Here is an 18206-nt window from a genome sequence, read left to right as displayed (position 1 = left end):
CGTGCTGGGAACCACCAGCCGCCGAGAGGTGCGGTTGACCTGGGATACTTCCGTCCTGTGACTGCCTCAGAAATTGCCCTGCAGATCCAGGCTGCTTCCCACCTGACGGGTGACTTTGTCCTCCGCTCTGGCCGCAGAGCCTCGGAGTACTTCGACAAGTACCGCTTCGAGAGCGACCCCGTTCTCCTCGATTCCATCGCCCGGGCGATGGCCACGCTCGTGCCGACGGACACTGAGGTGCTGGCCGGCCTTGAGATGGGTGGCATCCCGGTGGTCACCGCGCTCAGCCGGCACACCGGCCTTCCCTGCGCTTTTGTCCGCAAGCAGGCCAAGTCGTACGGAACGTGCCGTCTGGCCGAAGGCGCGGACATCGCCGGGCGGCGGGTGCTGGTCGTGGAAGACGTGGTCACCAGCGGTGGGCAGATCGTGCTCTCCACGACCGACTTGCGTGATCTGGGCGCAGACGTTCGCGAAGCGCTCTGCGTCATCGACCGCCAGCAGGGCGGGGCCGAGGCGCTTACGTCCGAGCGAATCCAACTGCTGTCACTGCTGACTGCGGATGATCTGAGAACTGCTGTCTGAGGGCTGAAAAAAGCCGCCTGGGCCCGTCAGGCGAGGAGGACTCGTTTCCGAAGAAGAGAGAAACCCGCTGGGCCGAACATCCGGCGCTTGAGCATCTTGATGCGGTTGACGTGTCCTTCGACGACGCCGGAGCTCCAGGGCAGTGTGAGGTCGGCGATGGGGGCGTCGCGGTCGCGGTCGATGCCTGCGGCAGCTGGGGCTTCCCCACCAAAACGTTCGAGCCCGACGCACTCTCAGCGCGTCGGGCTCTCTGCAATGGCGGTCAGTCCCACCAGCCGTCGCCGACTTGCCAGCGCTGGACCCACTCCAGGAATCCGAAGGCTTCCGGCCCGGGATATTGGTAGGCGCCCACGTCGCTGACCAGCCAGATCTTGCCCCGTTGTGGCCCATTGACGACGAGTACCCAGTACGAGAGTTCATCGTCGGTGCCCAACACGACGGAACCGTTGCCGTAGACGTCGGCGACGCGTTCATTGTGGTCGGCAGCGAGAGGCTCGCCCTCCCAGGCCCAGGTCTCCTGGAGCGGGAACGGCGCGGCGGGCTTCCGTTCAGCCTGGTAGGGCCAGCCCGGCGTGAGCCAGCCCAGAGGCAGCAGGCCACCGTCCTCCGGCGGCCCGAGCGAGGACCCGTTGGCGATCTCCGCGACCAAGCTCCGGTACGGCTCCGGGAGCACAGCCCCGTTTTCGGCTTCCCACGCCGAGACCGCCTCGTATCCGAGAGCCGGCTCCCGCCACTCCGGCTCGAACGCCGAACGCAGGAACTCCAGGGCGGCCTCATCAGGACGCTGACCAGGTGATCCGATTGTCATGGCGACATGCTCGCAGAAGGGACTGACGAGCAGCTGAGGGTGTCCGTCGACGCCGGGTGGGGCCGCTTCAAACCGTTCCTCAGCCGGGGCCAGACGAAGCCGTTACCCCGGGTCCCAAAGGCACCGTCCTAGACACAGCAGGGGTGCCGTGCCACTCCCCACCGCCGGGGCGGGGCGCAGCGGGTCAGCTGCGCCCCTTGCGCGGGTCAGTCCTGGACGAGTCGCAGGGCGCGGCGCTGGGCGGCGCTGTCGAGTGCCGGGAGGCACCACCCTCCCGGACGACGCTCTGCAAGTACGTGCCGGAGCTGAAAGCTGGAGAACGGCCCACAGGGGGCGGAGCGAGCCCGTTACGGCCCCAGGAAGCCGCTGATGGCGCCAAGGGTCCGGAGTGCCCCTCCGGCCGCCGTCGCGCCGTCCCACAACACCGGCCGAACGCGCCCGTCAGAGCGAGCGCAGCGCCTTGTCACACGTCGGGCAACGAAACCGACTCACGCCCGCTACCACGACTGACCGGCACGAGAGGGAGAACACGGGTGCCGCTCCATCCCCTCCGTGGACAGACCGCAGAACGTCTTGCCGCCGGGGTCCCCAAGGATGTCAGAATCAGCCGGGGCGGCATGCACGGCCTCCCCACGCGTCACCGCTTCCCCGGGCCCGAAATCATCACCCAGCGCCCTGCGCAGCTCTGTAAGAACGATGATCTTCATGCATCCACTGTCCGGCCGTCCTGCAGAACCCGCACAGCGAGCGCCTGGTGCCGACGTGGGCGGGTACCGCTCGGAGTCCGGTGTATGAGCGGTAGCCGTCTACGGACAAAGGGCATGACGATCTCAGTCAGTTGGCTGCGGTCGTCATCGTTCTCGAGGCTGCGCAGTCCGGGGACGTGGGCCTTGGCGCCGGAGTCCTCCCACGCCTTGCAGTCGTTGCGGTGCCCGGCGAGCGGCCGGCCGACCACAACGACCAGCCGGGTGCCGGCGTCGAGGACATCTTCGCCGCGCTGGACGAGCAGACCGTGACGGTTCCGGGCACGGAGGCGGCCGCGCTGATCGTTCCGAGCCTGGCCGCTTCCCTGACGGCCGTGCTCGACCAGCGGAAGCTGCCGGCCGGGCGGATCGAGGAACTTCTGGAGGTCCACCCTCTTTCGAAGGTCCTGACGTCGATGCCGGGAGTCGGCGTCAGGACCGGAGCCCGGATCCTGATCGAGGTCGGTGACGGCAGCACCTTCCCGACCGCCGGCCACCTGGCCGCCTATGCCGGTCTCGCCCCAGCGACCCGGATTTCGGGCTCCTCGATCCGCGGTGAACAACCGTCTCGGCGGGGAAACAAGCAGCTCAAACGGGCCTTCTTCCTCTCCGCGTTCGCCGCCTTGGGCGACCCGGCAATCCCGGGCCTACTACGACAAGAAGATCGCCCAGGGCAAACACCACACCCAAGCCCTGCTCTGCCTCGCCCGACGACGAGCCGACGTCCTCTTCGCCATTGCTCCGAGACGGAACCTTCTACGAACCTCAACCTGCAAAGGCGTCCTGACCTGCAGAAACTGCACTACGAGGAAGGAAACTCCCCGAGATGCACCGCAGCATCTGAACCAATGCGCCAGCCAGCAAGACGCCGGGGACTCACACCATGAAAATTGTCCCTGCCCGGATCGGCACCGGCCTTGACCAGCAGCGACAACACCGCACCATCGCCTCGATACGTGAACACGGCTAGCCACAAAGGCGTATTGCCCTGCCCATCGGGTGCGTCCACCTCCGCGCCCGCCGCCAGGAGAGAACCGACAGCTGCGGCATCCTGCTCATCTGCGGCGAAGTGCAGCTGCGTCCAGTCCTGGCGGCTCTCACGATCCAAGCCCTGATCCTCATCCGTCATGCCCGTCATCATCACGATTGCTTGACGAAGGAGATAGGGGCACCCCGCGCCCCCGGATTCGCCCCCGAGCCTGTCAGCAGCTACGGCCTTGGTACTGGTGGGCTCGCGTATTCAACTGTCGCGAGTACTGCTGCCAAAGCGTCGGCGGAGTCACTCTGCGTGTTGGGGACGCCGCAGCGCCGCAGGGGCATGGTCTGTGCTGGCAGCACCTCGCGTTCTGGCCGTGGATAGCCTGCTCTCATGCCGGAGAAGGTGCCCAAAGCGATCAAGCGTGTGAACAAGCAGGACCTCGTAGAGCTGAGTTCGAAGAGCGAGCGCCTCAACCTCGGCAGGGGACGCGAGCCTGGATGGCTTGATCAGCACCTAGCCGACGATGCGACCGGGTCTCTGCGAGCGATCCTCCTTGAGCATCCTCCCAAGCCCTGTTATCGCTGCCTCGTCCTGATCAAGCAGGCAGACCGGGAAGTCGAGCACTTCCTGCTCGACGTGCTGCCGGAGGATTTCGACCGGCTTGAGGACATCGCTGGCGAGGCTCTGCTCATCTTCACCCGCTGGGCGTTGTCCCAGATCCCGTTGAGTCCTCTTCGTGCGGAGTACTGAACTTGAATGGGTGTTGTCGGGGAACGTTGAGCATCGTGTTACCCCGGGCTGGCTCCCTGGGCGGGCGTCGCGGCAGGATGAGCGCATGACCGAGAGCGCAGCGGATCTGCTGGTGTTGCTACGTGAGCTCGATGATCCGGATTGGCTGGAGTGGCCGCGGAACTTTGACCGTCGCGAGATCGCTGTGCGCTTCGGTCTTCTGGTGGACCGACTCGAAGGTGACTTCGCAGTTCACTGCACGACCGTGGCCGACCGGCAGACTCAGGACTCCAGCGAGTACGGACGTATCTTCGTGCCCGGGGACGCGACTTTGTGCGGGACCCGGATCGTCGTCTGTGTGAGCCAGTTCGGCTCGCTGGCATTGGTGTGCGCGGACAACCCTGGTGCCTTTCTCGGGACGGAGGAGGCGCAGGCTGAGGGCGAGCTGGACAGTGCTGACCTCGCCAGGATCAACCGAGCCCTGGACGAGCTCGGCTACGTCGTGGTTCCCGAGGAACTACTGGAGAGCGACTACGACGGGCCGAGTCGACTGCCCTCGCATGCCAGGCGGCCCAACTGGTGGGATCGCTTCTTCGGCTACTTCTGACGATCACGCCGACAGGGTCAGGCCGGTGCCAGCCAGGCAGCCGTTGATGACTTCCGGCCGGTACTGAAGCATCTCCGGGGCATAGGTCGGTAGCTGGAACACGGTGAGCCAGCTGACGTTGGCTTCGAAGACGTCCCGCAGCGGCGCGACCAGGTGCATGTGCAGGTTGTCTGGTCCGCCCACTGAAGAGCAGGCATTCAAGGCCGGAGGCACTCTCCCTGCGGATCGAAGCAGACGAGGCCTTGCTCGCGAGCCAGTGCAGCGGCGTACTCGGATACTTCCTCAGCTTTGCCGTACGACATAAGCAGGTACACGATCGGGCCCGATGCCTCATCGATGACCGGGGGCGACACCCACACGACACTGTGATCAACGTCGTCCGGGTATCGCGCGACAAGGGCTTCCACATACGCCATGATGCGCGACGCCGGAGGCACGACGACATCGTCCGACTCCAGATAGCGCTCGTAGAGCTCGTCATACCTCGAGCTCGCAGCACGGTTGTCGAATGGACGGTCGCCGTCCCACACAGCAAGGTCATAGCTCACAGGCGCATCGTCGCAGGCACAGTTCCGCCGCCACCAGCTGGCCCTGCGACCCCTTTGTCAGTGATCCGTAAGCGAGCTCCTAGTGACCTGAGTCAGAGATTTGTCGTTGGTTGGGTATGAGTCGCCCTGGACCGAAGATTCCGCCGCTGTCGATAACTGATGCTCAGCGAGAGGGGCTTGAGGGATGGGTGCGTAGACGGTCCACTGCTCAGGCTCTCGCTCTGCGGTCGCGGATCGTTCTCGAGTGCGCCGAAGGGCACTCAATCATGGAGGTCTCGCGTCTGTTGCGGATCGCACCGGAAACGGTACGCACCTGGCGGCGGCGCTTCCTTGACCGGGGCCTGGACGGCATGAGTGACGAACCGCGGCCGGGCGTCCCACGGAAGATCACCGATGCCGATGTCGAGAGGGTGATCGTCAAAACGCTGGAGGAGACACCGAAGAACGCGACGCACTGGTCGACACGGTCGATGGCCCAGGCCACGGGAATGTCGCAGTCGGCCATTTCACGGATCTGGCGGGCTTTCGCCCTGGCACCGCACCGGTCCCAGACGTTCAAGCTGACCACGGACCCGTAGTTCATCGACAAGGTCCGGGACGTTGTGGGTCTGTATCTCGATCCGCCGGAGAAGGCACTGGTCCTCTGCGTGGACGAGAAGTCGCAGATCCAGGCCCTGGACCGGTCCCAGCCAGTCCTGCCGATGATGCCCGGAGTGCCTGAGCGCCGCAGTCACGACTACGTCCGCGCCGGCACCACCACGTTGTTCGCCGCCCTGGAAGTGGCAACGGGCAAAGTCATCGGCTCACTGCACCGCAGGCACCGGGCCGCCGAGTTCAAGAAGTTCCTCACCAAGGTCGACAAAGAAGTGCCAGCCGACCTGGTGCATCTGATCCTCGACAACTACGCCACCCACAAGACACCAGCGGTCAAGAAGTGGCTGTTGGCGCACCCGCGCTTCCACCTGCACTTCACACCCACCAGTTCGTCCTGGTTGAACCTGGTGGAGCGGTGGTTCGCCGAACTCACACACAAGAAACTCAAGCGTGGTGTCCACCGCTCCGTGCAGGCCCTTGAACGCGACATCCGAGCCTGGCTCGCCGACTGGTACGACCACCCACGACCCTTCGTATAGACGAAGACAGCCGACGACATCCTCGACAAGGTCGCCGCCTACTGCCACCGAATCTCTGACTCAGGTCACTAGGCCGTTTCCTTCGGATCATCCGATCGTTTGTTGATGTGCGTCATTGACTGACGCCCAGTGGGCAAGGATCGAGCCGTTGCTGCCGGACCGGACGCCTCGGCGGGGTGGGCGGTGGCGTGATCACCGGCAGGTGATCGACGCGATTGCGTTCAAGTACCGCACTGGGACACCGTGGATGGACCTGCCCGAGCACTTCGGTTCATGGAAGGGCGCCCACAACCGACTGCGCATGTGGGCGGCCAACGGCACCATGGAGAGGGTCTTCACCACCCTGCTCGCCCAGGCCGACGCCGAGGGCGACCTCGATTGGGTCATCGCGGTCGACTCAACCGTCGTCCGCGCGCACCAGCACGCCGCCGGGGCCCGTCAAAAGGGGCTCCAGCCGGTGAGCCGGACGACCATGCCCTCGGACGCTCCCGTGGCGGACTGACCACCAAGATCCACCTCGCCGCCGACAGTCGCTGCCGGCCGCTGGCCTTCGTGCTCACGCCCGGACAGGCCGGGGACGCACCCGCGTTCTCCGAGGTCATGGCCCGCTTACGGGTGCCCCGGCCGCTCGGTCGGCCCAGGATCACGCCGGACGTGGTCCTGGCCGAAAAGGCGTAGTCGTCCCGCGCGATCCGCACCCATCTTCGCCGACGTGGGATCCGGGCCGTGATCCCGCAGCCCGCCGACCAGGCCGCCAACCGCAAGCGTCTCGGCAGCCAAGGCGGCAGACCACCGGCCTTCGACCGCGACGCCTACAAGCAGCGCAACACGGTCGAGCGGTGCATCAACAAGCTCAAGCAGTGGCGAGGACTGGCCACCCGCTACGACAAAACCGCCACCATCTACCTCGCCGGACTCCACCTCGCCGCCATCTTCATCTGGTCAGCGAGGTGATGCCAGTCGAGCTGCCTAGACCCAGCCTTCGTCAAGGTGAACCGTCCAGGTGTCTCCCACTGCCCGGTGCAGTTCAACCAAGACCGCCACATTCGCGATGGCCGCTGGCGCGTCGGACAGCCGCAGCGGGGAGTCAGGAACGCCGCTGCGCAGGTAAGTGGGCAGCTCGCCGTTGCAGTTGAAGGTGTGAAGCGGCGGGGGACCATCGTCGAACCACGCGGGGCAGTTCTCTTCCGCCCACGCAGCAGCGGCATCGACACGATCCACATGCGCCAGCAGGTGCTCCGGAGCAGGACCATCGCTGAAGTGCACGAGGAAACCGTGAGCGTCCACCGCCCACCAATCCCACGTGAATCCAGGCCGAGGGTGCCGCAGGATCGTCGTCATGCAGCCACCGTATCCAGGCTGCACAAAGACCGGTGAGGTTGATCCACAGGAAGCGTCCTAGGCCTGCAAGTCGCCGCGACCGCCCGCGAGCACCGCCGCCCCTACCGGTTTGAGCGCCACGGCACCGTTGCCGACCCGTTCACCGGGGTGGGACCGTGGTTGACATGGTCGACACTCGCTCGCGAGGTTACGAGACAGCCGCCCGCAGGATGTTCTGGTCCGGCCTCGCCCTGATGCTGCTAGGTCTAGCCGCTCTCGCGGCCGCGCGGACGGACGGCACCCAATCGTGGGTATGTAACCCGGGCTGCCACCCGGCGGAGAACACGACGTGGGAGATCATCAGAACGCTGGGTGCGGTGGGCGCCGGCCTGGGCGCGCTGCTTTGGGCCACCGCCGTGCTCATGGCCACCCTCCGCCGCCCGCCGACGCCTCCCTCGTCGTAGCGCAAGCGTGCGCCGGCCCCGACCCGCCCGCCTCCCGTGTCATCGGGGCAGGGAGCAGCAACATCCCCTGCGTCCGGGCGTCCAGAAAACCCGCGCGGGATCGCTTGAACGGACAAGTTCGACGCGCTTACCCCCCGCAAGGAGCTGTCCCATGGTGGCCGCAGGCCTCCTGCGGGCGGCGGTCGGCCTCTCAGCAGGAGTAGGGCGGCCTGCCGTCAGGTCGTCGGTTTCGTTGCGGTCCGGAGCCCCTGCATCGGGCCGGGAGAACGGGCCAGCGCAGCGCCCCCGCTTCCCCGAGACCACGCCCGCCCCACCAGCCACCACCACCCCACCCTCACAGCAGGGCAGGCCAGGTAGAAGAGGGGAAGTCGGCTGCGCGTGCGGCCGACGGACCATTCACCGGCTGATCTCTGGCACCGGCGCCTCGTGGTGAGTGGCAGCACACGCCGCTGACCTGCCGTGGTGAGTCGTCGACCGAAACTCATCACGCCTCCGAGGGCTTACTCACCACAGGGTCGCGTCCACTCACCACGGCTATCACCACCGCAGGTCAGCGGTGGTGATTGCGCAGTCGGGGTCAGCCGTCTGGCCGATAGCCGGCATCGGCAAGGATCTCGACTGCAGGACCTTCGACCAGGAGCTTGACCAGCCCTAACTCTCGGGCGTGGGTGGTGTCCGCGCAGCTTCCGGGCTTGGTTGGGCTGCAGAACAGCAGCCGCCCGTCCCCGTCGGTGAAGACCATGGCCTTCACGGCGTTCTGCTTGTTCTTGCCGGAGATGAAGCGATCCCGGTCCTTATGGCCAACGGCCGGGCGGCGGACCCGGATCTCGGTGCCGTCGATGATGCCGGTCTTCCCGGCCTGGCCGAGATGATCGACGACCTCGGCCAGGGTTCGCAGCCGCACGTCGGGGCTGATGGTGCATCCTCGCTCCGCGAGTAGGGGCCGCACCTCGCCGATGGCACGGGTGACAGTCGAGCGGTCCACGCCGAACCAGCAGGCCAGCACATCATGAGTAACCCCATGGCGAAGGTGCACGAGCGTGGCCAGGAACCGGTCGACGAAGACCATGCGGTGCTTCGCGCCGGCGCCCACCGCACGCTTCCGCGACCGGGACGCAAGCCTGGCCTGGTGCCGCTCATGCCACAACGGTCCCACCTCAGCAACGAGTTCAGCGATCACAGCGGCCGACAAGCCCGTGATCCTCCGGTCGCTGATGATCGCTGTGCGCGTCACGTTCCCCACCACGCAGCCATGATCGCCGATCCGAGATCGACGTCTCACCGCTAACCGTGCACGAGCTCGTTAAGGAGCTGCGGGCAGGGAAGTTGCCTGAGCTCGTGCGCTACCCGTCTCTACACGCGAGGGTCTGATGCAGGGTTGGGTGACAGGTGTGGTCACGCGGCCCGGAGGGCCGGTGTGGTCATGACGATCTCGAACTCGACGGGGGTCAGTCGGCCGAGTGAGGCTTGTCTGCGGCGTCGGTGGTAGGTCCTCTCGATCCAGGTGACGATCGCGATCCGCAGTTCCTCGCGGGTGGCCCACTGCCGGCGGTCGAGGACGTTCTTCTGCAGCAGGCTGAAGAACGACTCCATGGCCGCGTTGTCGCCCGCCGCCCCGACTCTCCCTATCGAACCGGCCAGCTGATGGCAGGCGAGGGCCCGGACGAACTTCCTTGACCGGAACTGCGATCCGCGATCGCTGTGGACAATGCATCCGGCGATGTTGTCGCGGCGGGCAACCGCGTTGTTGAGGGCTGCGACGGCCAGTTGGGACTTCATCCGGTCGTCGATGGAGTAGCCCACGATCCTCTTGCTGAAGACGTCCTTGATCGCGCAGAGGTACAACTTGCCGTCCCTGGTGGGATGTTCGGTGATGTCGGTGAGCCACAGCCGGTTCGGGCCGTCCGTCGTGAAGTCGCGGCGACCGTGGCTGTGGCGTGCCGCCACGTCAGCTGCTTCCCAGGCTTCGATGAAATGGCGTGCTGAGCGGTACAGGTCGGCGTACGCCTCACGCTGGGCCGTGCGTCGAACGGCGTCTACCGGTCCGTGGTACGCCCCGCGGCTCTGTGCACGACCAGCCGCCCACGCTGCGGTGGCAGTGATGAGGACCGCGGGTGTGGCGATAAGCGCCGCTATGACTTCAGACTCCATGAGCGCGGAGTTTGCCAGCCCGCAGCGCAAGCCGTGGCCGTTCCTACGGTCCCGTCCACGCTCCTGGGGGCCCCACCGTCCAGTAGCGATCCCGTCACCCCGCACGGTCGACGCCCGTTCCCCTTGCTTAGAACTCCTAACGAAATGGGTCTTGGGGAGCGCTAGGCTCGGTGGCCATGAGTCAGAGCGGTTCGCAAGCAGCGGCATTCTTCCGAGACGTCCGTGAAACAGACTGGTCTGGCTCGGCCGGGATGACGACGGAAGCCCGACTCACCTCTCCGCGGACGGCACGCGAAGTTTTCCCTTCTGGTCGACCTCGCCCCGCGCTCAGAGGGCGGCGAAGATCTGGGGGCGTGGGCTCCGCGTCGATTCCATGCCCTTGGACACCTGGTGCGATCTTGTACTGCCCGATGCCGCCCGGGACGGACTCGTGATCGGCATCAACTGGAGCGGGCCGCGTTTGGTCGGCTGGAGCTTCACCCCCAGGGAAGTCCTTAACCGGCTAGCGGCGGTCAGTGCTCTGACCGCATAGGTTCAGGCGGGCCAGTCGGCAGACAGCGTGTAGCTCCAGCCCGGCCGCCAGGCGGGCGGTGCTTGGAGCAGTTCGTCCAGCGGTGTTCCGGCGAGCAGATGTTCCAGTGCCCATCGGTTGGCCGAGTGGGCGATAACGAGGATTCTGCTGCCGTCCCATCCGGTGGCGATGTCGTGGAGGAAGGCGCGGGTGGCCGTGGCGACCTGGCGGTAGCTCTGGCCTCCGGGAAACGGTTCGTCGATGTGCTGGGCTCGTTGGGCGGCGATGAGGGAGAGCGGGTGTCCGTTGAGATCGCCGTAGTTGCATTCACGCAATCGGATGTCCCGGCGAATCGGGGGCCGGCCGTCGGGAAACGCGATCCGGGCTGTCTGGACGGCTCGGTGCAGGTCGGAGACGAACACTGCTGCGAAGCCGTCGCCGGGTCGGCGCTCCCCCAGTTCCCGGGCCTGGCGGCAGCCCAGGTCCGAGAGTCGGCCCGGGAGCCAGCCGGTGGCGATGCAGGCCTCGTTGTCGGTGGTGGTGGCGTGGGTCTCGTAGACGATCTCTACTGCCATCAGGGCTCCTGAATGTCCTTGACAGGCCAGGCTGCACGGGCGAGTGGGCGGCTCCCCCACCATGCCACCGCCGACCCGGTGAACCTAAGCGGTCAGAGCACTGGTGCCGCATCAGGCAATGTTCGCCCTGTTCTGATGGGTGGGTTGTCGCCTGGTAGCGTCGCTCTCTTCGGCTGGGGCAGCCTGCTGGAGTCTTGATGGGGTGCACGGTGACTTCTCCAGATGGCGATGTCCTTGCCGCTGCGGTGGCGAGGGTCGCGACGACCTTCGGCGGCATGACGGCCCAAGCGGACGAGACCGTGTGCGGCCGGTGCTTCGATGAGGTCGAGGTCGAGCTGCTGCGGACTCCTGACGTCCGTCTCCCGACGGATCTTGTGGGCCGGGTCGCGCAGAAAGATCCTTTCCACTGGGACGACCAGCCCGCGATCATCCGTCGCGTCCTGCCGCAGCTCGTCGTGGTGCTCGCCGAGGGCGCGGTCGAGTCCGCTCTCATGGCTCGTGGACTGGCCGCGGCGGGCTGGTCGCGGTGGCCCCGCGAGCAGGCTGGGGCGGTGGCCGGTTTTCTGGAGGCGTGGTGGACACAGGCCCTGCGGATGGAGTCGCCACCGACCCCGGCGTGCGAGGTCTTCGAGAGCTGTGTGACCGCGAGTTCCTCAGTCGCCCCGTGGCTCGCCCGCTGGGAGGTGGAGAGGGGCACGGTCGCCCGCCACCATCTGACTGAGAGCGTCGGCTGGTGGCGGGAGGAGTTGACGTCCGACGACTCGCCATTCACCTGGTGGTGGGGCACCGCGGCGGAGGAACAGGCCGCCTGGCACGAGGTTAAGACATGGCTGGCCGCTCAGACCCAGGCAACCGTGGTGCCGGACGGACTGTGGCCTGACCGGCAGTAGTGACCGCCGACGAGGTCGGGTTCAGGCGACATTCGCTCCGGCCACGACCATGCGGAGGCGCTGGTCAGCAGCGTGGTTGTTCCGCCAGATGATGTAGCGGCGGATCATGCTGCCCTGCTCTTTGTGATCGGCGTGGTCCGTGCCGTCGAGGGTGAAGTAGCGCAGGGCCGTGAAAACTCTGCGTCATCGATCTCGCGCACGCGTACTCGTTCTGCCACCCCGACAGGGTGACCGTCACACGCCGTGCGGCACAGCACCCGGCCGGCGCGTCACATCACAACAGGGCAAACGTTGCTTGATCCGGCACTAGTTAGCCCACGGCACCGGTTGCCAAAGCGCGCAGTCGCCGCCAGCAGATGAGTGCGCATCCGAGGGTGAGGAAGGCTTCGTGGATGTCGTCGCGGATCTCCCAGCGGACCCGAAGTCGGCGGAACCAGTTCAGGTGGGCGAACGCGCGCTCTACTACCCAGCGTTGCCTCCCCCGCTGGATCCGCACACCCTCGCCGCCATCACCCCGCCCGTCCCCCCAGTGGACACCCCCACCCTGCCCCTGCGCGTACCCGGCGTCGGCGGACGGCCTCCTCTTCCCCGGCGGGCCTCTGGGGCGTGGCCCCGTCCCGCAGCGCCGCCATCCGTGCCACCGCTGAACGGCGACTGGATGGCGCCCCGGGGCGAACCGGCAGCGCCCCACCCGCGCGCGCCTGCCCGGACTCTTACCTTCACCAAACGGCCTCCCCCGATGCCTTCCCTTCCGTCAGAGGTCTGCACGATGGGGGCCGACTGCCCCGTGCACGCCGAAGGCCATCAGCCGGACAGCCAAGCCCCCCGGACGGAAACGACCCTGACCACTCGGATCCGTATCAGCATCCTCGGATCCAGACCCCTCCCCACTGCGGTCGTGCGTGCGCCCATCCAGCCTGCCTCAGGCGGGCTTACTCCCGCCGCACCACCTGAGATCAACCTCAACCCGTCTGACACGATCAGTCCACAGGAAGGCGGATCCTCCCGTCCCGTAGGACAAGGAGGCAGCTGACTCTGCCGTGCCGGATGCCCGCGGCGTCGTCCCCGTGCTCTCGCCTCGGTGTCGGAGGTAGTGCCCACCGCTGCTTGAGATGGCGCCGGTCGACACTTCAGGTCGCCCCTGGGATGCCGGAAGGGTTTGTTCCGTGCCGGCTGCCCAGCCGATGGAGGAGACGTTGCTGTACGCGTCGTACTCGGAGCCGATGTCTTCGATGATCTGATCCCAGATCACGTCGAGCTCGGCCAGGTCCTCCTCGATCCAGGCGTCGACGGCGCGGCCCCAGACGCCGCGGGCGTTGATGCTGCGGCTGGCGACGTCAAGTTGCCCTCCTCGTCGGCCAGGGCGCGCGACCCACGGCGGCTGGTTCACGAACTGCTGCAGATCGGCGCGACTTCACCTGGCAAGATCAGCTTGTGGCTGGACATGCGGTGACCTTGAGCAGAATCCAGCTCGCGGACTGGCGAGCTGTCCACTCTTGGGCTTCCCTCGCTCAGGCCTGCCGTTTCCAGGCTTGGGGGCCGAACACCGAAGAGCAAACGCACGCTTTCGTAGCGGATGCGGTCGAGGCGTGGTCGCACCCATCGCAGCGGCGGTTCTCGTATGCAGCGCGTGTCGAGGGCGACGTGGTCGGCATGGGGGTGCTTCACGTCCGGAGCCGGGGACAACGTCAAGGCGAGATCAGCTATGCCGTGCACCCTCGGGTTTGGGACCAAGGTATCGGCACGGCGATCGGCAACGAACTACTGACGCGAGGGTTCGAGGATCTTGGGCTCCACCGCGTCTATGCCACCTGTGACCCCCGCAACCTCGGGTCGGCACGAGTGCTCGGCAAGCTCGGCATGACACGCGAAGGCCGCCTCCGTCACACCGCGCTGATCCGGGACGGTTGGCGGGATTCCGAGATCTTCAGCGTCCTTGAAGATGAGTGGCGCGAGGGCCGGGACGGACCTGATGTCACGGCTGCGGTCCCGCTCGCTCTGCCGTTCGTCAGCCCAGTGACAGGTCGCCCTGATCGTCCTCGATCTTCACCTTGACCCAGGCAAGGCCGCTGCTGTTGCCGTCGCGGACGCCGTTGACCTTGCACTTAAACTCCCGGCCGGCCTCGACGGGGATGGAAGCGGGGCAGCTGACATCGTCGATGGTCGGGGGCTCGGCGAAGTCGGCGGAGTTGACGTTGTTGAGTACCGCCCGCGCCAGCGCGTCCTGATCCAGAACGCGCTGCGGCTGCACGGCGGGACTCCCGGCCAACAGCATGATGGTGAAAGTGAGCGCACAACAGGCGATCACGGCCAGGGAGAGCGCGATGACGGTACGGGCGAAGCTGCGTTGATCAGTCACGCGGACAGTCCTATCCGGCTGTCCGTGCTCATACAACCCCCTGTGGTGACGTGAAGTCGCCTCTCGCTCCCCGGGGGTGCTCCCCCACCACTGCCTGCGCGGCCGGAGAGGAGCCTGTGCACCCCCTGTACGACGAGGAGTGGGGCGGGCGCCGCTTCTCGTTCGTCATCTTCCGGGCCCACCTGACCCAGCCGCCAGCCGCCAGCCGGTCTTACTGCTGACCTGGCCCGGCCGGTGCAGGGTCAGTGACGGCACCAGCAAGCTTGACCGCTTTCGTGGCGAAGTAGCCGGAGAGCCAGCCGGCGGTGGCCTCCGAGTGGTGCGGTGCCTCGGCGAAGCCGGTGATGACGAAGCCCGCCGCGATCTGCCCGCCCAGCTGATCGGTGAGCGTGTGGCTGTACTCCACCGGCGCGTCGAGGCCCCACAACCTTTGCCGCTCGGCGGGCTCCAGGTGGGTGAGGTCGCTATACGGCAGGCGGTGGCGCACCATCAGCTCGCCGCGCGCCTCCAAGGACTCGGCGTCGAAGAGGTAGACGTCCGGGTTCAGGAAGCCGGACAGCAGCGTCCCGCCGGGGCGCAGCACGCGGTGGCACTCGCGCCAGACCGGCGCCAGCTCCGGGATGAACAGGTTGGAGACCGGGTGGACGACAAGGTCGAACGAGGCGTCCGGGAACGGGCTCAGGTCGCGCGCGTCGCCGAGCACGGTGCGTAGGTCGAGTCCTTCCCGCACCGCGACCATCTCGTCCTGCACCAGCTGACGGGGCGAGTTGTCGAAGACGGTCACCCGCGCGCCCGCCGCGGCCAGCACCGGACCCTGCTGCCCGCCGCCGGAGGCGAGGCAGAGCACGTCGCAATCGGCGATCTCCGGCGGGAACCAGGTCGGGTCGACCGGCTCGTACCCGATCAGGACGATGGACCACTGGCCGGCCCGCGCCTGCGCGATCACCTCGGGGCCGACCGGGCGTGACCACTCGTTGTCCTTCTCCACCTCACGGTCCCAGGCGAGGCGGTTGTGCGCGACGGGGTCGACGGGGCTCTGGCTCATACTCCGCACCCTAAGACCTGTCCCGTAATTGGTCTCTGCCTGGTGCGGACGCGGTCGGTGATCGACCCGACCGGTCGTCTATCCGGCGAGGTTGATGTTGTGCAGGCGGGCGATACCGAGCATGGCGTGGTGGACGCCATCGCCCTTGAGGCGGCAGTCGCGGAGGATCTTCCAGGTCTTCATGCGGGCGAAGACATGCTCGACACGGGCGCGGACCTGTTTGTGGGACGTGTTGTGGGCTTGTTTCCAGTCGGGCAGTTCTTCGCCTTGGCGGCGGCGATGAGGCATGACGAGTCCTGTGCCCGGATAGCCGCCGTCGGCGATCGTCATGGTCTTGCCCACGGCAGCCGTCGCACCTGACTCCTCCCGCGCCTTGCAGTCGTTGCGGTTCCCGGGAAGGGGCCGGCCGATCACCACGACAAGCCGGGTATCGGCGTCGATGAAGACCTGGTGGTTCGTGGAGTACCGGTAGTTCTTGGACTGCTCGGCAACGGTGTGATCGCGAGTGGGCACCAGGGTGCCGTCCACGATGAGCACGGCGTCCTTGCGGAACCGCTTGCGGGGCCTCAGGGCGAGCGCGGGGCCGAGGTGGTCGATGATCCGGTCGGCCGCGGACTTCGATATGCCGAAGAGCGGGGCGAGTTGGCGCATCGTCAAGTTCGTTCGCCAGTAGGCCGCCGCGAGCAGCACCGGTCCTCCAAGTGGAGTGACCAGGGGCGTCCCTTGCGAACCGGGTCTGCGCCTTCACGGCGCAGCGCGGTCACCAGCTTCCCGAAGGACCGCGGGCTCAGCCCGCTGAAGGGGGCTATCCAAGACGGCTCTGACGCCGTGATCACACCAGCCACCGCAAGATCGTTCCATGGCGCCCTGCACAACATCGAGAATGCCTCTATGACTAAAGAGCTGGTGAGGTTCATTGAGGCGCGGCTGGGCGAGGAGGCCGACTTGGCCCGGCGTTGCGACGGTGACGGATGCGGGGAGTGGTCTGCCCACGGAGACACGGTCGATTTCTGTCAGGTGGACGTCCCCGGTTTCCACCCCACGATCGCTCTGCATGTGGCCCTGCACGACCCGGCCCGCGTCCTGCGCGAGATCGAGGCCAAGCGGCGCATCCTGGCCCGCCACGCCCGCGATCCCTGGCCGTGCCACGACTTGCGTGACCTTGCTTTGCCCTACGCCGACCACCCTGACTTCCCCGCCCGGACCTGAAGCAACGCAGCACACGAGCGGAGGCCGACGAGGCCGCGCGCCTGAACCGAGCGTCGCACACGAAAGATCATTTGCGGGACAGCCCTTAGATGGCGGCCGGCTTCGAGGCACTCATGGCTTGCGGGATGCTGGTACAGGTCGAAGCAGTGCGACAGGCCCCCTGCGGGCCCACGACGGTCCGGGTGCGCTCGGAGGTGGGCACCGTCGTGGCGCTCTGGTGCGGCGACCCGACAGAAGTGGGCCGCGAGCACTATGTGGAGTGGACCGTTGATGACGACGTGGCCTGGGATACCAACACGCGACCTTACCTCGACGACCGCTGGAGTGAGGGTTGCACCAACGCCTGAAAGCTATGGGAGGAGGTCGTCCCCCTCGGTTACCAGGGAAGCTACGGACACGTCCGTGCTTACCTGCACCTCAAACGGACATCACCCCGTCCGGTGGCGGCCCGGCCTCGCTCAGTCGCCGGATGGATCCTCCGCCGCCCCGAGACCCTGACCGACCCGGAGCAACTCCAGCTCAAGAACATCTCAGCCAACTGCCCTGAGATCGCCGCCCTCACCCGCCACGTCCGGTCGTTCGCGACCATGCTGTCCGAGCGCCAGGGCGAACAGCTGCCGGACTGGCTCGACGCCGTCCGACAGGACGACCCCCCCAGCCTCCACACCCTCGCCACAGGACTCGAACGAGACCGGGACGCCGTCATCGCCGGCCTGACCCTGCCCTGGAACTCAGGCATCGTTGAAGGACATGTCAACAGGATCAAAATGCTCAAGCGCCAGATGTTCGGTCGCGCGGGCTTCGCCCTCCTGCGGAAACGGGTTCTCATGTCCTGATCGGCGAACACGCAGGAGGAACTCGATGGCAGCACAGTCTGAGAATGTGCGAGTCTCCTTCTCCCGGATGGCCGATCGAGAAGACTGTGATGACCCGCGACGACGCTCTCAAGCAGCTCAACCACATGGCGCGCGAGAGGGCATTCGGTAGGCACGTCGGGTCGGACCGGCTCATCCATGCTGGGCTGGACGCGCTGATCGCCGGGGTCGAGAGTCCCTCCCTCGCGATGCTGGCCGGTCTCCTCCGGAGCGAAGAGCCCGAGGCTCCGGCTCTCTTCGACCAGGTGTTGGAGGAGCTGGGACTGCTCTTCCACCCGCCCGCTGACCCTCGGGCCGCGAAGTGGGCCATGGCCCATTGGGTCGCCGGTCAGATCGCAGACGGATCCCTGGATCCCGCAGTCGGCACCCACCTCATCTGGGCAGACATCGCCTATGACCTCGGCTACCCCGTGGAACTGGAACCCCTCGTCCACTGCGCGCACAACTTGGACGGCTGGGAGGAGAGCTGGGGCGTCTCCGTCGAGGAACTCAACGGGGAAGCAGTTGAGGCAGCGAAGCAGTTCCTTCACAAGGGGTCGGCCGTTGGGGCGGGGGACTGACCAGCGGTTCGTTCTCGCCACCGGGATTGGTCACTCCCGAGCCGATCCGGTCACTCAGCGTGGCTGAACCACAGAAGCTGAGCCAGAACCGAAACCGGTGAACAAAGCCAGGAAGTCA

The 18206-nt window shown here is 66.6% G+C and carries 21 protein-coding genes and 8 pseudogenes; 13 read left to right on the top strand and 16 right to left on the bottom strand.

The genetic code is table 11. The features are described 5' to 3' along the window. The first annotated feature begins 57 nt into the window (after nucleotides 1–57). The gene (pyrE, locus tag OG257_RS37015) at nucleotides 58–582 is read left to right on the top strand and encodes an orotate phosphoribosyltransferase (RefSeq protein ID WP_329214813.1); all 525 of its coding nucleotides are present in this window, start codon (nucleotides 58–60) and stop codon (nucleotides 580–582) included. 26 nt (nucleotides 583–608) lie between these two features. On the opposite strand, the pseudogene OG257_RS37010 reads toward pyrE, so the two are convergent. The 3 genes and pseudogenes from OG257_RS37010 to OG257_RS37000 all read right to left on the bottom strand — a co-directional run. Further along, a pseudogene (locus tag OG257_RS37010) lies at nucleotides 609–779 on the bottom strand (ISL3 family transposase); the annotation flags it as partial. Nucleotides 780–844: 65 nt separating this feature from the next. Next, entirely contained in the window at nucleotides 845–1390 is a 546-nt protein-coding gene (locus OG257_RS37005; protein WP_329214811.1) for an SMI1/KNR4 family protein, read from the bottom strand. A gap of 879 nt (nucleotides 1391–2269) precedes the next feature. Further along, nucleotides 2270–2375, bottom strand: a pseudogene (locus OG257_RS37000) (IS5/IS1182 family transposase); the annotation flags it as partial. On the opposite strand from OG257_RS37000, the pseudogene OG257_RS36995 reads away from it, so the two are divergent. Next, a pseudogene (locus OG257_RS36995) lies at nucleotides 2373–2920 on the top strand (transposase); the annotation flags it as partial. The pseudogenes OG257_RS37000 and OG257_RS36995 overlap by 3 nt on opposite strands. 15 nt (nucleotides 2921–2935) lie before the next feature. On the opposite strand, the gene OG257_RS36990 reads toward OG257_RS36995, so the two are convergent. Then, nucleotides 2936–3262, bottom strand: coding sequence for an ankyrin repeat domain-containing protein (locus tag OG257_RS36990; RefSeq protein ID WP_329214809.1), 327 nt, complete (start codon nucleotides 3260–3262; stop codon nucleotides 2936–2938). Between the two features lie 240 nt (nucleotides 3263–3502). Here OG257_RS36990 and OG257_RS36985 point away from each other — a divergent pair, with 240 nt between their 5' ends. Both OG257_RS36985 and OG257_RS36980 read left to right on the top strand, forming a co-directional pair. Further along, nucleotides 3503–3862 carry a hypothetical protein gene (locus tag OG257_RS36985; RefSeq protein ID WP_329214807.1) on the top strand — a complete coding sequence of 120 codons (360 nt, stop codon included), beginning with the start codon at nucleotides 3503–3505 and terminating at the stop codon, nucleotides 3860–3862. A gap of 85 nt (nucleotides 3863–3947) precedes the next feature. Continuing rightward, entirely contained in the window at nucleotides 3948–4448 is a 501-nt protein-coding gene (locus OG257_RS36980; RefSeq protein WP_329214805.1) for a hypothetical protein, read from the top strand. 3 nt (nucleotides 4449–4451) lie between these two features. On the opposite strand, the gene OG257_RS36975 is transcribed toward OG257_RS36980, so the two are convergent. Both OG257_RS36975 and OG257_RS36970 read right to left on the bottom strand, forming a co-directional pair. Beyond that, a complete protein-coding gene (locus tag OG257_RS36975) occupies nucleotides 4452–4607 on the bottom strand; it encodes a hypothetical protein (protein ID WP_329214803.1) in 156 nt (51 codons plus the stop codon). A gap of 38 nt (nucleotides 4608–4645) precedes the next feature. Further along, nucleotides 4646–4996: a hypothetical protein gene (locus tag OG257_RS36970; RefSeq protein WP_329214801.1), complete on the bottom strand. Its 351-nt coding sequence runs from the start codon at nucleotides 4994–4996 to the stop codon at nucleotides 4646–4648. Nucleotides 4997–5112: 116 nt separating this feature from the next. Here OG257_RS36970 and OG257_RS36965 point away from each other — a divergent pair. Both OG257_RS36965 and OG257_RS36960 read left to right on the top strand, forming a co-directional pair. Continuing rightward, nucleotides 5113–6201 (top strand): annotated as a pseudogene (locus OG257_RS36965) (IS630 family transposase). A gap of 43 nt (nucleotides 6202–6244) precedes the next feature. After that, nucleotides 6245–7083, top strand: a pseudogene (locus tag OG257_RS36960) (IS5 family transposase). A 15-nt stretch (nucleotides 7084–7098) separates the two neighbouring features. On the opposite strand, the gene OG257_RS36955 reads toward OG257_RS36960, so the two are convergent. The 3 genes from OG257_RS36955 to OG257_RS36945 form a co-directional block, all read right to left on the bottom strand. Then, nucleotides 7099–7470, bottom strand: a complete 372-nt coding sequence (locus OG257_RS36955) for a hypothetical protein (RefSeq protein WP_307516914.1) — start codon at nucleotides 7468–7470, stop codon at nucleotides 7099–7101. 1020 nt (nucleotides 7471–8490) lie between these two features. After that, nucleotides 8491–9147 (bottom strand): transposase family protein, encoded by a 657-nt coding sequence (locus OG257_RS36950; protein WP_329214796.1) that lies wholly within the window; start codon nucleotides 9145–9147, stop codon nucleotides 8491–8493. Nucleotides 9148–9308: 161 nt separating this feature from the next. Further along, a complete protein-coding gene (locus OG257_RS36945; RefSeq protein ID WP_329214794.1) occupies nucleotides 9309–10064 on the bottom strand; it encodes an IS3 family transposase in 756 nt (251 codons plus the stop codon). 232 nt (nucleotides 10065–10296) lie between these two features. Here OG257_RS36945 and OG257_RS37305 point away from each other — a divergent pair, with 232 nt between their 5' ends. Further along, nucleotides 10297–10596, top strand: a complete 300-nt coding sequence (locus OG257_RS37305) for a DUF2750 domain-containing protein (protein WP_443054598.1) — start codon at nucleotides 10297–10299, stop codon at nucleotides 10594–10596. A 2-nt stretch (nucleotides 10597–10598) separates the two neighbouring features. On the opposite strand, the gene OG257_RS36940 is transcribed toward OG257_RS37305, so the two are convergent. Beyond that, nucleotides 10599–11150, bottom strand: a complete 552-nt coding sequence (locus OG257_RS36940; RefSeq protein ID WP_329214792.1) for a histidine phosphatase family protein — start codon at nucleotides 11148–11150, stop codon at nucleotides 10599–10601. 209 nt (nucleotides 11151–11359) lie between these two features. On the opposite strand from OG257_RS36940, the gene OG257_RS36935 reads away from it, so the two are divergent. Continuing rightward, the gene (locus OG257_RS36935) at nucleotides 11360–12040 is read left to right on the top strand and encodes a hypothetical protein (protein WP_329214790.1); all 681 of its coding nucleotides are present in this window, start codon (nucleotides 11360–11362) and stop codon (nucleotides 12038–12040) included. Nucleotides 12041–12061: 21 nt separating this feature from the next. Here the strand turns inward: OG257_RS36935 and OG257_RS36930 are convergent. The 3 genes and pseudogenes from OG257_RS36930 to OG257_RS36920 all read right to left on the bottom strand — a co-directional run. After that, nucleotides 12062–12214, bottom strand: a pseudogene (locus tag OG257_RS36930) (IS630 family transposase); the annotation flags it as partial. Nucleotides 12215–12350: 136 nt separating this feature from the next. Continuing rightward, nucleotides 12351–12521, bottom strand: a pseudogene (locus tag OG257_RS36925) (transposase); the annotation flags it as partial. Between the two features lie 441 nt (nucleotides 12522–12962). Beyond that, nucleotides 12963–13430 carry a hypothetical protein gene (locus tag OG257_RS36920; protein WP_329214787.1) on the bottom strand — a complete coding sequence of 156 codons (468 nt, stop codon included), beginning with the start codon at nucleotides 13428–13430 and terminating at the stop codon, nucleotides 12963–12965. Nucleotides 13431–13474: 44 nt separating this feature from the next. Between OG257_RS36920 and OG257_RS36915 the strand changes: the two genes are divergently transcribed. Continuing rightward, on the top strand, nucleotides 13475–14095 hold the full coding sequence (locus tag OG257_RS36915; RefSeq protein WP_329214785.1) for a GNAT family N-acetyltransferase: 621 nt from the start codon (nucleotides 13475–13477) through the stop codon (nucleotides 14093–14095). Here OG257_RS36915 and OG257_RS36910 read toward each other — a convergent pair. The 3 genes and pseudogenes from OG257_RS36910 to OG257_RS36900 form a co-directional block, all read right to left on the bottom strand. Next, nucleotides 14049–14399, bottom strand: coding sequence for a DUF4333 domain-containing protein (locus OG257_RS36910; protein WP_329214783.1), 351 nt, complete (start codon nucleotides 14397–14399; stop codon nucleotides 14049–14051). The genes OG257_RS36915 and OG257_RS36910 overlap by 47 nt on opposite strands. A gap of 211 nt (nucleotides 14400–14610) precedes the next feature. Next, on the bottom strand, nucleotides 14611–15444 hold the full coding sequence (locus OG257_RS36905) for a class I SAM-dependent methyltransferase (protein WP_329214781.1): 834 nt from the start codon (nucleotides 15442–15444) through the stop codon (nucleotides 14611–14613). A gap of 78 nt (nucleotides 15445–15522) precedes the next feature. After that, nucleotides 15523–16289 (bottom strand): annotated as a pseudogene (locus OG257_RS36900) (transposase). A 46-nt stretch (nucleotides 16290–16335) separates the two neighbouring features. Between OG257_RS36900 and OG257_RS36895 the strand changes: the two are divergent. From OG257_RS36895 to OG257_RS36880, 4 genes are all read left to right on the top strand, one after another. Further along, a complete protein-coding gene (locus OG257_RS36895; RefSeq protein ID WP_329214779.1) occupies nucleotides 16336–16653 on the top strand; it encodes a DUF6221 family protein in 318 nt (105 codons plus the stop codon). Nucleotides 16654–16742: 89 nt separating this feature from the next. Next, nucleotides 16743–17000 carry a hypothetical protein gene (locus tag OG257_RS36890; RefSeq protein WP_329214777.1) on the top strand — a complete coding sequence of 86 codons (258 nt, stop codon included), beginning with the start codon at nucleotides 16743–16745 and terminating at the stop codon, nucleotides 16998–17000. A gap of 93 nt (nucleotides 17001–17093) precedes the next feature. Next, nucleotides 17094–17489: a transposase gene (locus tag OG257_RS36885; protein WP_329214775.1), complete on the top strand. Its 396-nt coding sequence runs from the start codon at nucleotides 17094–17096 to the stop codon at nucleotides 17487–17489. Nucleotides 17490–17578: 89 nt separating this feature from the next. Then, the gene (locus OG257_RS36880) at nucleotides 17579–18088 is read left to right on the top strand and encodes a hypothetical protein (protein WP_329214773.1); all 510 of its coding nucleotides are present in this window, start codon (nucleotides 17579–17581) and stop codon (nucleotides 18086–18088) included. The last annotated feature ends 118 nt before the right edge of the window (nucleotides 18089–18206 follow it).

Source organism: Streptomyces sp. NBC_00683, from assembly GCF_036226745.1.
Taxonomy (GTDB): domain Bacteria; phylum Actinomycetota; class Actinomycetes; order Streptomycetales; family Streptomycetaceae; genus Streptomyces.
Note: the sequence above shows the minus strand (reverse complement) of the source record. Positions and strands in the feature narration are given on the sequence as shown.

Coding starts and splice junctions, on each gene's coding strand:
- OG257_RS37005 (WP_329214811.1), bottom strand. CDS start 1,390: ATGACAATCGGATCACCTGGTCAGCGTCCTGATGAGGCCGCCCTGGAG.
- OG257_RS36990 (WP_329214809.1), bottom strand. CDS start 3,262: ATGACGGATGAGGATCAGGGCTTGGATCGTGAGAGCCGCCAGGACTGG.
- OG257_RS36985 (WP_329214807.1), top strand. CDS start 3,503: ATGCCGGAGAAGGTGCCCAAAGCGATCAAGCGTGTGAACAAGCAGGAC.
- OG257_RS36980 (WP_329214805.1), top strand. CDS start 3,948: ATGACCGAGAGCGCAGCGGATCTGCTGGTGTTGCTACGTGAGCTCGAT.
- OG257_RS36975 (WP_329214803.1), bottom strand. CDS start 4,607: ATGCACCTGGTCGCGCCGCTGCGGGACGTCTTCGAAGCCAACGTCAGC.
- OG257_RS36955 (WP_307516914.1), bottom strand. CDS start 7,470: ATGACGACGATCCTGCGGCACCCTCGGCCTGGATTCACGTGGGATTGG.
- OG257_RS36945 (WP_329214794.1), bottom strand. CDS start 10,064: ATGGAGTCTGAAGTCATAGCGGCGCTTATCGCCACACCCGCGGTCCTC.
- OG257_RS36940 (WP_329214792.1), bottom strand. CDS start 11,150: ATGGCAGTAGAGATCGTCTACGAGACCCACGCCACCACCACCGACAAC.
- OG257_RS36905 (WP_329214781.1), bottom strand. CDS start 15,444: ATGAGCCAGAGCCCCGTCGACCCCGTCGCGCACAACCGCCTCGCCTGG.
- OG257_RS36895 (WP_329214779.1), top strand. CDS start 16,336: ATGACTAAAGAGCTGGTGAGGTTCATTGAGGCGCGGCTGGGCGAGGAG.
- OG257_RS36890 (WP_329214777.1), top strand. CDS start 16,743: ATGGCGGCCGGCTTCGAGGCACTCATGGCTTGCGGGATGCTGGTACAG.
- OG257_RS36880 (WP_329214773.1), top strand. CDS start 17,579: ATGACCCGCGACGACGCTCTCAAGCAGCTCAACCACATGGCGCGCGAG.